General features: G+C 69.8%; 12 protein-coding genes and 1 pseudogene. 8 read left to right on the forward strand and 5 right to left on the reverse strand.

What is annotated here, in order from left to right:
* The 4 genes from AB0E62_RS39400 to AB0E62_RS39415 form a co-directional block, all read left to right on the forward strand.
* Positions 1-904: PAS domain-containing protein (locus tag AB0E62_RS39400; protein ID WP_362205769.1), on the forward strand; the 904-nt coding region annotated here is incomplete at its 5' end.
* Between the two features lie 25 nt (positions 905-929).
* A complete protein-coding gene (locus tag AB0E62_RS39405) occupies positions 930-2,264 on the forward strand; it encodes a SpoIIE family protein phosphatase (RefSeq protein ID WP_362205772.1) in 1,335 nt (444 codons plus the stop codon).
* On the forward strand, positions 2,197-2,670 hold the full coding sequence (locus tag AB0E62_RS39410) for a sortase (RefSeq protein ID WP_362205775.1): 474 nt from the start codon (positions 2,197-2,199) through the stop codon (positions 2,668-2,670). Before AB0E62_RS39405 ends, AB0E62_RS39410 begins: the two co-directional genes overlap by 68 nt.
* Before the next feature lie 151 nt (positions 2,671-2,821).
* Positions 2,822-3,475 carry a class F sortase gene (locus tag AB0E62_RS39415; protein ID WP_362205778.1) on the forward strand — a complete coding sequence of 218 codons (654 nt, stop codon included), beginning with the start codon at positions 2,822-2,824 and terminating at the stop codon, positions 3,473-3,475.
* 373 nt (positions 3,476-3,848) lie between these two features.
* On the opposite strand, the gene AB0E62_RS39420 is transcribed toward AB0E62_RS39415, so the two are convergent.
* A complete protein-coding gene (locus tag AB0E62_RS39420; RefSeq protein ID WP_362205781.1) occupies positions 3,849-4,097 on the reverse strand; it encodes a hypothetical protein in 249 nt (82 codons plus the stop codon).
* Between the two features lie 531 nt (positions 4,098-4,628).
* On the opposite strand from AB0E62_RS39420, the gene AB0E62_RS39425 reads away from it, so the two are divergent.
* Positions 4,629-4,985: a hypothetical protein gene (locus AB0E62_RS39425; protein WP_362205784.1), complete on the forward strand. Its 357-nt coding sequence runs from the start codon at positions 4,629-4,631 to the stop codon at positions 4,983-4,985.
* On the opposite strand, the gene AB0E62_RS39430 is transcribed toward AB0E62_RS39425, so the two are convergent.
* From AB0E62_RS39430 to AB0E62_RS39445, 4 genes and pseudogenes are all read right to left on the reverse strand, one after another.
* A protein-coding gene (locus AB0E62_RS39430) for an IS5 family transposase (protein WP_362205787.1) occupies positions 4,975-5,795 on the reverse strand; the annotation gives its coding sequence in 2 pieces (ribosomal slippage) (positions 4,975-5,445 and positions 5,448-5,795; 819 coding nt in all). The two genes, AB0E62_RS39425 and AB0E62_RS39430, sit on opposite strands and share 11 nt — an antisense overlap.
* Positions 5,796-5,802: 7 nt before the next feature.
* Complete coding sequence (locus tag AB0E62_RS39435; protein WP_362205790.1) at positions 5,803-6,402, reverse strand: TnsA-like heteromeric transposase endonuclease subunit; 600 nt, start codon at positions 6,400-6,402, stop codon at positions 5,803-5,805.
* 188 nt (positions 6,403-6,590) lie between these two features.
* Positions 6,591-7,346 (reverse strand): annotated as a pseudogene (locus AB0E62_RS39440) (transcriptional regulator); the annotation flags it as partial.
* Between the two features lie 43 nt (positions 7,347-7,389).
* Entirely contained in the window at positions 7,390-8,034 is a 645-nt protein-coding gene (locus AB0E62_RS39445; protein ID WP_362205793.1) for a dihydrofolate reductase family protein, read from the reverse strand.
* Positions 8,035-8,378: 344 nt separating this feature from the next.
* Here AB0E62_RS39445 and AB0E62_RS39450 point away from each other — a divergent pair, with 344 nt between their 5' ends.
* The 3 genes from AB0E62_RS39450 (at position 8,379) to AB0E62_RS39460 (ending at position 9,767) form a co-directional block, all read left to right on the forward strand.
* Positions 8,379-8,825, forward strand: a complete 447-nt coding sequence (locus AB0E62_RS39450; RefSeq protein ID WP_362205796.1) for a hypothetical protein — start codon at positions 8,379-8,381, stop codon at positions 8,823-8,825.
* Between the two features lie 27 nt (positions 8,826-8,852).
* A complete protein-coding gene (locus tag AB0E62_RS39455; RefSeq protein ID WP_362205799.1) occupies positions 8,853-9,230 on the forward strand; it encodes a hypothetical protein in 378 nt (125 codons plus the stop codon).
* Between the two features lie 306 nt (positions 9,231-9,536).
* Positions 9,537-9,767, forward strand: a complete 231-nt coding sequence (locus AB0E62_RS39460) for a hypothetical protein (RefSeq protein ID WP_362205802.1) — start codon at positions 9,537-9,539, stop codon at positions 9,765-9,767.
* Positions 9,768-10,678 lie beyond the last annotated feature (911 nt).

Raw genomic sequence — 10,678 nt, forward strand, 5'->3', positions numbered from 1 at the left:
CGCCGTCGTGACACTGGTCGACATGCCCTACATCGTGTTCCGCGCGGCGCAGCAGCACGGTGACGAGCTGCTGCGCGAACTGATGTTGACCACACACGTCGAGGAGCACGCCGGAGTGTCGGGCCCCGCGCTGCTCGTGGCCAACGATGTGGCCAATGTGATCAACGCGTGCGTGTCATCCGCGCTGGAGGAGACGGTCACCGGTGGCGTCACGATGACCCTGGACATCGCCTTCCCGCTGGAGACCGCGCCCGCCGTGGACACGTTGCGGCACGTTTTCGAACAAGGCTACGCGGCGGCGCAGCTGGGGTCCCTGCTCACCCTCCCGGCTCCGCCGCACGTGCGCAGCCACTACCAATGGGTGCTCGACCATCTGGTCACCCAGCTCTCCGGAGGTCCGCCCACCGCGTGGACGCTGCTGCCCGGCGTGCCGGACGCGACCTTCGTCGAACTGGCGCCGTGGGACGCCGGCGATGTCGAGGACAGCGATGTCCCGACTGTCGCGGCCGACGACGGCGGCCGGATCATCGCGGCCAACGCCGCTCTGGCCGACCTGCTGGGATGGCAGACCGACGAGCTGATCGGCAGACCGCTGACCGTGCTGATTCCCGGAGCATCTGCGCGAGCGTCATCGTGCCGGGTTCACCAGGCTCCGGCTGACCGGCCGGTCCCGCATCATGGGCCGGTCCATCCCCCTTCCGGCGCTGCACCGCGACGGCAGCCTGGTCCCTGTGCGTCTGCACGTCCGGAGCCAGGAGGCGGTGGACGGCCGCACGGTACGGATCGGCCAGTTCATGCCCAGGGCGACGGCTCCCGGGGAGGACCGGCCGGTATCACGTTCCGGGCCCGGGCCGGCGGTACGGCTGCATGCCGGCGCGGCAGCGGCGCCGCGGGCCGACGGTGAGCAGGCGGCACGGTCCTGGGAGCGGTTGAGCCTGCTGGCCGACACCATCAGCGCGCTGTCGAGCACACTCGACCTGCGCGAGGGACTGCGCCGGGTGTGCCAGGTCCTCACCCGGCGGATGGCCGCCTGGTGCGTGGTCGACCTGCTCGGCGAGCACGGGGATGTCGAGCGGGTCTGTGTCGTCCACCGCGAGCCTCAGGCGCTGAGCGCCGGGGTGGACCTCGGCAGGCTGCCCCCGGTGTCCGAGAACGCGCGGGGCCCGCTGGCCCGGGTACTGAATGGCGCGGGACCCCTGCTGATCACCGACATTCCCTCACCGGACCAGGCGGAGAGCGCCTTGGACGCCCGGCAGCTGAGGCTGTTCGAGCAGTTGGGCGCCGGCAGCACGATCATGGCGCCGCTGCGGGCCCGGCGCGAGGTGCTGGGCGCCCTGATCGTCGTGGGTACCGGCCACGACGCCCCCTTCACCGAACAGGACGCGCTCCTCGTCGCCGACCTTGTGAAAGGCATCTCGCTGAGTGTCGACAACGCCCGTCTGCACCAGCACACCCGTACCGCGGCCGAGCGCCTTCAGCGTTCCCTGCTGCCCCGCCTCCCGCACATCCCGTCCATGGAGATCACCGCACGCTACGCCCCGTCCAGTACCACCGCCCAGGTCGGCCTTGACTGGTTCGACGCCTTCACCCTGCCCGACGGCGACACGGCCGTGGTCATCGGAGACGTGGCCGGGCATGATCTGAACGCCGCCGTGACGATGAGCCAACTGCGCAACATGCTCCGCGGCATCGCCGTCGACTGCCAGGACCGGCCCGCGGAGGTGCTGCGCCGCCTCGACCTCGCGACCCTCACCCTGTACCCGCACTCCACCGCGACCTGCGCCTACGCCGTCGTCAAAGGCCTGCCCGACGGCCCACGGGAAGCGCACTACTCATCCGCCGGACACCTCCCCCCGCTCCTGACGTGTCCCAACGGCCACACCCAGTACCTGGAGTCCGCCTCCCTCCACGATCAGCCCGTCCTGAGGCGCACCCACGCCGTGCGAGGCCGCGCGGTCGGCTTCACCGATATGGGGACGGGGCGGCGGGTGACGCGTGACACTGGTCTTCGCCCCGGTGACCTGCGTAAGCGGTCAGGCGGGGTCGCCTTTGCGCCTGACCGGGTGACACACCTGGTGATGTGTCGGGTTGCGGGACTGACGGACTGTCGGTTGCCTCGTGAGCGGAACACAGAAGAGTCGCCGCGCAGACAGGCCGGGCACTGCCCGTTGGAGGATCCGCATGCGTTACACACACATGGGTGCAAGTATCGGGCTGGCTCTGGGTGCTCTGGTACTGCAGATCTCGGCCGCTGCCGCCGCTGACGAATCGGAGATCAGCATCGATCCGTGGAACGCCTCCCCGGGGTCCATAGTCACGGTCAGTACGAGGGCCTGCGACCCCGACGCGGACTACGGCAAGGGCACGTCGGAGGCGGGAGGAGACTTCCACCTCTTCGCGGGCGACGAGGAGGGCGTGCTCACCGGGCAGTTCCAGATCCCGGAAGGCACCGGCCCGGGCAGCGACACGGTCACCCTGAAGTGTCCGCCACTGACCAAGGTCACGGAGACGTACCAGATCACCGGCCGCACTCCGGAGGGCTCGGTCGACGCCGGCTTCGGTCCGGCCGACGACTCCGGCACGGGGCTCGGCCTGGGTGCCGGGCTGCTCCTCACGGCCGCCGCCGGTGTGGTCTGGATCTGCCGCCGCCCGAACGGTGACCGCGCCTGACCGCCCGAGTCCGCTGGCCGGTCGCATCCGTTCCGGCCCGCGGCCGGGCTCCGGAAACGGGAGGGACCCGATGACGGCGCGGGCCACTCGCCGCGTGCTCCACGCTCCAGCCGCCACCCCGCATCCGCCGCGAAGAAGAGGCTCGACCGCGATGGCATCCGGCCGCCGGACCCGCACTCCCCTGAGCACGTTCCTCCCCGCGGTGGTCCCCCTGGGCTGGGCGATGGCGGCAGGCGCGGTGCTGCTGATCAGCGGGGGCCACGACGAGGAGCCACCGCGGCCTCCGGCGGCCCTGGCCCTCTCCGCCTCTGCCGCCCTCTCCCCTCCCCCGACGGTCCGTCCGCTGCCCCCCGCGGATCCGGTCCGGATCCGGATCGCCGTCATCGGCGTCGACGCCCCGATGACACGAGTGGGCCTCGATGCGGCGGGGGCGCTGCGGACCCCGCCGCCGGAGGAACCCGGCCTCGCCGGCTGGTACGGCGACGGCATCGCTCCCGGCTCGGCGGGCACGGCCATCGCCACCGGGCATGTGGACACACCCGCCGGCGCCCCCGGTGTGTTCTACCACCTCGGCGACCTGACCGAGGGCGCCACCATCGAGATCAGCAGGGCGGACCGGCGGACAGCGGTGTTCGCCGTCCGCGCCGTCGAACTCTACGACAAGAAGAAGTTCCCCAGCGCGAAGGTCTACGGCAGTTCCGGCCGGTCCGAACTGCGGCTGATCACCTGCGGCGGCGGCTACTCCGAGGACACCGGCTACCTGGGCAACGTAGTGGTCTACGCGACGCTGACCGCGGTGACATAGGCGACGCGGACGCCGACGTACGGGAGGAGGTCCGCCGGCACTTCACCACGGTCGAGCGGGCGCGGACCGAGACCATCGCCCGGGGGCAGCGCGCCAGCGAGAACTCCCGGAGCGGAGCGCCGGGACACTCGCCCGCCAGATTCTCAGCACGTACTACGGACTGCGTGTGCTCACCCGGCTCCAGAAGGACAGGGACGCCCTGCTCGGCGTGGTGGAAAGCACCCTCACCGCCCTCTGACACCGGCCCCCGGAGCCTGGAGCAGCGCCGCGCCGCGCCGGATGAGTGCCCACCGCGGTACTGCGGTGTGTCCGGGTGGGAGCCGGTCGGGCCCGGGCCGCCGCACCGGCGTGTGCTGGCCCGGCTGCCGGGGCGTCAGGAAGTGGTCAGGAGTTCCTCCAGTGCTTGGGGGGTCCCCGGGTGCCGGGCGAGCAGCGTCGCGCCGGTGCGGGACGGTTCGGGTGTGTGCCAGCCGCCCTCGCAGCCCAGCAGGTCCGCCACCGCGTCGCAGGTCGCAGGGTGCGCCGGGAGCAGCGGCACACCGCTGGGCGCGGCCGTGCCGTCGAGCGAGGGGTACGGAGCGCCGCATGCCGCAGGCCGAGCCCGGGGGCTGGTGTGTGGCATCCCAGACGGCTGTGAACAGGGTGGTGGGGGCGGCGGGTTGGGGTTGGGTGTCGGCGTGAACGGTGGTTTCGGCGCTCCAATGGGCAGCGGCGTTGAGTACGTCGGGCAGGCGGCGGTGGCCGAGAAGTTCGTCGGCAGCCGACAGGACGGGCCGGGGCCGGGTGGACGGGCCCCAGAGTTCGTCGGCTGTGACCGTGGTGCCGGTGGCCTCGGACAGGGTGAGCGCCACAAGCGAGCGGACCTGGGGTGAGCGGGGCATGGACCCGGTGCACCAGTTGTAGGCGGCGGTGGGGTGCAGGGCGGGCAGGCCCGTCGCCTCCAGCTTGACGTTGACGGTCCGCACCAGCTGCGGGGCGCTGAGATGGGAGCGCCCCAGGGCGGCGGTGAACGGTATGCCGGGCGGTGCGGCCGTCGGGCGCGGCCGCAGGCTTTTGTGGGGCATGGGGGTTCCCGGATTTGGTGATGGCGGCGAGGCGCAGGGCTTAGACGTCGTTTCTTATGGCTGTCAGAGCAGCATGAAAGCCTCCTGGCATGAGCTACGACCTTGCTGTCTGGGAAGGTGATAGGCTGGCGGATGACAAGACTGCCGCCCGGGTCTTCAACGACCTGTACGACCGCTACATCGGCAGCGAGGTGGAAGAGCCCGCATCCGAACGCATAGCGACCTATGTGGCAGCGCTGCTTGAGCGGTGGTGCGACCTCACCGAGGACGAGGAGGACACCTCACCCTGGTCAACGGGGCCGTTGATCGGCGAAGCCAGGGGTCCGCTGATCTACTTCCCCATGCGTTGGAGCATGGCCGAGGAGGCGTCCGCCTACGCAGCAGCCGTGGCGGAGTCCATGGGGCTGGTCTGCTTCGACGTACAGCAGAACCGGCTCAGGCCGTGAGGAGAGTCGTAAGTCGGCGGTGGCAGATGAGGGCTGCGGCTATGCCGACGAAGGCAAGGAAGTGTTCGGCCTTGCGCTCGTAGCGGCGGTGGAGGCGACGGCAGCCGGCGAGCCAGGACACGGTTCTCTCGACGACCCAGCGGTGTCGGCCGAGCCGCTGTGAGGACTCGATGCCCTTGCGTGCGATGCGGTGGCGGATGCCGCGCTTACGGAGCCATCGGCGCAGGTGGTCGTAGTCGTAGCCCTTGTCGGCGTGGAGCTTGCCTGGCCTTCGTCGCCGTGGGCCGCGGCGGGATCGAATGGGTGGGATCCCGCGCACAAGCGGTTCAAGGCCGAGGCTGTCGTGCATGTTGGCGCCCGAGATACCCAGAGACAGGGGCAGTCCGTTCCGGTCGCAGATCAGGTGGATTTTCGATCCCGGCTTGCCGCGGTCGGTCGGATTCGGTCCGGTCAGTGGCCCCCTTTTGCGGCCCGGATGCTGACGGAGTCGATCGCGCACCGCGACCAGTCCAGCTCGCCCTGAGCGCCGAGTTCGTCGAGGATGACGCGGTGGAGCCGGGCCCAGACTCGGTCTTGGCTCCACTGGGCGAAGCGTCGGTAGACGGTGGGCCACGCCGGCCCGAACACCGGCGGCATCTGCCGCCAGGTGCAGCCCGAGGTTGCGACGAAAATGATCGCCGCCAGGCATTCACGGTCCCCGGCCCGTCGGCGGCCACCACCCTGCGGGCGTATGACATCCGTCGGCGGGACCACCCGCCGAAACAGCGTCCACAACTCGCCCGGCACCAACCGCTCCACCAGATCCGTCATGCATGGTTCAACGAGCGATCACACCATGCGTCTTAGGCGGTGACTCCTCCCCCACCGCCAGGTCGGATATCTCCTCGGTCAGGTCCGGCTCGAACAGCCAGTCACGGCGGTAACCCGCGAGAAACCGGACGTTGGCCAACTCGGCGTCCGGCGGTTCACTCCACACCTCGTAGCGCCAGCCGCGGGACTCGACCGCCTCGCGGGTCCAGGCGAAGGTGAACGCGTGCTCCGGCTTGGCCGCCCGGTGGCGCGGCTTGACGTCAACGACCAGCGGGCCAACTGTTGTTGCCATCAGGTAGTCCGGGATGTGCCGACGCAGCACGCCGTCCACCTCGGCCCGCAGCAAGAAGGGCTGGGCCAGGATCGCGGTCACATCCCGGTCAAAGTCGGCATAGAGCAGCCGTGCCAGCTCCAATCGCGACTCGTAGATCACGTGATCCGACTGGGTACTCGACCAGTACGAACCCGAGTAGTGCTTCTGCCCCATGTACCAGCGGAACGTCCGCCACGTCTCAGCCGCGTACAACATCTCCAGCGGCACCGACTCCCAGGCGAGGCCCTCGGACGCCTCACCCTCGGCAAGCCGAACACACACCTCTGCATCCACCGTCCACCCCAGTGCTCATGTAACCGTCCTTGATCGCAGGACAGTTGCACGGGCACTGGGGTGCGAACGATCACACGCACTTTCGATCGCCCGAAAGGGTGATCATTCCGGGCGGGAATCTCAGATTCGCGTCACAAGTGCTTTTCAGAGGTCATCGCTCACGAGAACATGACGCGGATTCTGAGTACCTACACTTTGACCAAGTTGGCGATGTTGAAGACGCCGCCGTGTTCCTCGAACTGCTGCTCCGCCCACAGGACGGTCTGGGTGCCCTGGTGCTTGACCTGGCCGGGTGAGACTCCGAGCCGGAACGTGCCCCTGGCGGGCTCTCCTTCGAGCGTGTGGGGCAGGAAGTCGAGCGGGGATGGGCCGGGTGAGGGGTAGACGAGGGCGTCGGTGCCGATCGCGACCGGGTAGACGCCGGCCGCGGCGGCGGTCTTCATCATCTTGCGGTGCATGCTGACCCGGACCGAGGACAGGACGGCGGCCCGGATGTCGGGGCGCCACGTGGCGCGCTCCAGGGCCGGCCACGGCTCGTAGGACGGCACCTGGCCGCGGTTGCGCTGACGGAGCTTGCCGATCCCACCCTTCGCCGTGGCCTTGATCGCCTTGAGCACCAGGTTCAGGGCCGGGTCGGCGTCCTTGGAGCGGGCCATCGCGTCCAGGAACTCACTCCCGCCCATGGTGGTGGTGACGCCGAGGTCGGCCATCGTGTCCACGTAGGCGTCGCGAAGCCGCTTGTACCAGGGGTCCAGGTAGCGACCGGTCTGGGTGCGCACGTACGCCTCGATCGGCGCGACGTCGAAGCCGAGCTCCACCGCGTAGGCGACGGCGGGGGTGGCGTACCAGGCCGGGCCGGTCGGGCGCTCGCCGGTCGGCGTGAACGGGCTGGGGAGCCGTTCGGCGTCGACGGCGCGGCCGTCGACGCCGACGCGGGCGAGGTCGACCAGCCACCTTTTCAGCCGCCCCCCCGAGTGGGTCCTTGCGTCACCTTCGCCAGAACAGGTGGTGCGTCACGCCGCTCGGGCTGGGCACGACCTCCAGGTGGAACCGGTCGAGCAGCTCTTCGGGGGACTCCCAGAGGCGTAGTCCGGACCCGAGTTTCACCGGTGAGACCGCCACGTGCATGGTGTCGACGAGGTCGGCGTCGAGGAACTGTCGGATGGTGGTGACCCCGCCGCCGAGTCGGACGTCCTGGCCCTGTGCCGCTTCCCGCGCCTGTTCGAGGACCGTGGCCGGGGCGCCGTCGACGAAGTGGAAGGTGGTGTCGGAGAGCGTGAACGACGGACGCGTGTGGTGGGTCAGGACGAACACCGGCGTGCGGAACGGGGGCTCCTGCCCCCACCAGCCGCGCCACTCATGGTCCTGCCAGGGCCCGCGCTGGGGCCCGAACTTGTTGCGGCCCATAATCTCGGCACCGATGTTGCGTGCGAAGTCTCGCGTGAAGTAGTCGTCGAGGCCCCGGCTCCCCCCGGGGGCGGTGCGCATGGGCCAGCTCGCCGTGGCCCCGGCCCAGGCGAACAGCCTCTCGGGATGGTCGTGGCCGAACGGACTCTCAAGACTCTGGTGCTCACCGGCACCGATTCCGTCACTTGAGACGTTGAAGTTCATGACTCTCAGCAGTTGATCCACGTGGTTCCTCGTCGGGTTGTCGCGTCACCGTGCGGCGAGCCGCCGCCCATCATGACGTCGAACGGGACGCGACCGGATCGACAGCGGCCCACAACTTTTTTTCCAAGGCTCGTCAGGAAGCAGACCCGCTGCTCGGCGGCTCGAAGACGGGTTCTCAGCCGGCGGGCACGCGAATGCTTGCGCCCGACGGGGTGCTCCCGGTCTGAAATCGGCGGCAGCGCGTTGATCTCTGTGTCGACTCGCCCACCGCGCGCCCCCCAATCTCCTTGCGCGTTACGCAAAGGCGCGTGCCATAGTTGCCTTGCACAAAGCGCAAGGCATCGACGGGTGACCGAGGAGGGCACGTGATCACAACGCTGATCGCGGTACTGGGCACGCTGCTGGGCGTCGCCCTGACCGGCACGCTGCAGCACCTGACCACGGTGTCGGGCCGCCGGCACCGTGACCGCCAGGCGCAGCGGGCCGCTGTCGCCCAGCTCCTCGGCGCGGCGACCGCGCACCGGGCAGCCCAGTTCCTCAAGCACATCGCCCGCCGCGAGGGCGAGCCGGAGACGGCTGAGGCCCGGGCCTCCCGGTACACGGCCCGGACCGCCGTGACGCAGGCCCTGACCGGTGTCCGGCTCTCCGAAGTCCCGGCCCACCTCCAGGACCTGGCCGTCGACCTGGTCGCCGCGTCCGTGGCCGTCGGTGACGCGCCGTCCGGCGACCACCAGGCCGTCGACGCGGCCGGCGCCGCCGCCCGGATCGCGCACGAGGCGCTGGAAACGGCCGCCGCCCAGCACCTCGCCTGACCCACCCACCTCACGAAGGACAATTCCGTGAGCGTCACCGTCACCAAGACCGCCGGCTACAAGGCCGAGATCACCTGGGCGCCGAAGGACGACCCCCGCGGCTACCTCACCGCCGCCATCGAGGGCGACCAGCTCGAGGCCGCGCTCGCCGCCCTCGGCACCACCGAGAACGTGGCCCCCGACGGCGCCTCCCTCGCCGAGGTCGCCCGGCACACCACCGACCTGGTCCGGCTGCTGGAGCGCCGCGCGGCCGTCCTCGTCGTGCAGCTGCGCGACGGGCACGAGGCCCGCGGTGAAGAGCAGATGTCCTGGCCGCAGATCGCCCGCCGGGTGCTCGGCGACCCGGACAAGCACAGCTCCGTGCGCCGGATGTACGACAGCGGCCGGCGCCACCTCGGCCGCTGACCCACCACACCGATCCGACCAGCCCGATCAGACAGGAGATCACCATGGCGAACGACGAACCGCGAGACGTGGGTCCAGGCGCAGGCGGACGCGCTGTACGCCGACTTCCGTGCCAGGGAGGCGGCGGAGGCCGAGGCCGCGCAGCCGGCCGTCGTTGAGGGCGACCACTACGGCGTCTCGGGCGGCACCCACAACGGCGACATCACGTTCACCTTCAAGCGCTGACCGGGCAGGGCGGCCGACTCACTGCCAGGCGACCGGCCGCCTCATCCCTCCCCAGCCCGTCACAGACCAGGGAGCCTCATCATGCCCGACTCCGCCGCCGTGTTCGCCGCGCTGTCCATCGCGCTGTTCATCGCCCACTCGGTCGGGGATCACTGGGTTAACGCGGCGAACAGCGTGTCCACCTTCCATCGTGTCTCGATCTGGAGCCGGGCCTGGGCGGCGAGTCGTGCTCGCTGGCGGCCGCGACTGTCTCGCTTGTCCAACGTCAGCGCCGCGTCCCGGATTGCATCCGCGGGGGTGACGGTCGCGTGACATCGGCAGCCACCTTCGCCGCGCGGTGTTCGCGGTGCTGTTCGCCTCTCACGTCTGGGCGGATCATTGCTGGCAAACGGACAAGCAGGCTGCGGCGAAAGGCCGCCCTGAGCCGGGCGCCGATGGAGTGAAGGCCAAGGAGTCCTGGCGGGCGCTGATTGCCCATGTGGCGGTGTATCACCTGGTCATGGCTGTGATACTCGCGTGCACAACGGTCCTGCTCGACCTCCCGATCGGCTATGTGGGGTTCACGGCGGGGATCGGCTTTTCGGCGATCACACACGGCTTCTTGGACCGTCGGTGGCCTGTGAAGGTGTGGATGGTTTTCACGGGTAGCGGCGAGTTCGCGAAGAGCCCGCAGGGCCGATACTCCGTCGACCTTCTCTGCACTTCACCCGACCGGGAAGGTGGGGGAATCTCATGGACGGCGTTCACGACCCCGCCAGTGAGCGGGTCGCACGGAGCAAGGTTGGCTTGTCCCCACGCTTTGAGGAACACCTCATGCCTCACTCTCAGTGCTTCCTGGGGGTCTGCGCCGCCGAAGCGCGCGGGGCTGACACCTTCCCTGTCGACCGCTGCTCACGACACTGGTCCTGTAGGGCACGCGTGTCGTTGCGGAACCGGCTGCTCCGGTTGGTCACCCTGTAATCGTGGATGAGCACCCCCCTACGGTCAGGGACGAGACCCACCGCTTCCGTGGGCGCCGGCGAAGACTTGCGGTGGCAGCCCTAATGGCTCTCGGGCTGCTCACGTCCGCGGTCGTGCTGTTTCACGTAGGCACGACTGAACCTCTTTCATCCTGTGTAGCCGCAGGTCAAGACATCCGATGGGGTTAGTAGGTCAAGCCGCGATGCTTAGTTCGAGCTTGGGCGCCGTGGGGAAGGCGGTGGTTTCGCTGTAGGGCGTGCCGT

The sequence above is a fragment of the Streptomyces sp. NPDC038707 genome (assembly GCF_040636485.1).
Classification (GTDB): domain Bacteria; phylum Actinomycetota; class Actinomycetes; order Streptomycetales; family Streptomycetaceae; genus Streptomyces.

Coding starts and splice junctions, on each gene's coding strand:
- AB0E62_RS39460 (WP_362205802.1), top strand. CDS start 9,537: ATGCCCGACTCCGCCGCCGTGTTCGCCGCGCTGTCCATCGCGCTGTTC.
- AB0E62_RS39425 (WP_362205784.1), top strand. CDS start 4,629: ATGAGCTACGACCTTGCTGTCTGGGAAGGTGATAGGCTGGCGGATGAC.
- AB0E62_RS39420 (WP_362205781.1), bottom strand. CDS start 4,097: ATGCCACACACCAGCCCCCGGGCTCGGCCTGCGGCATGCGGCGCTCCG.
- AB0E62_RS39415 (WP_362205778.1), top strand. CDS start 2,822: ATGGCATCCGGCCGCCGGACCCGCACTCCCCTGAGCACGTTCCTCCCC.
- AB0E62_RS39410 (WP_362205775.1), top strand. CDS start 2,197: ATGGGTGCAAGTATCGGGCTGGCTCTGGGTGCTCTGGTACTGCAGATC.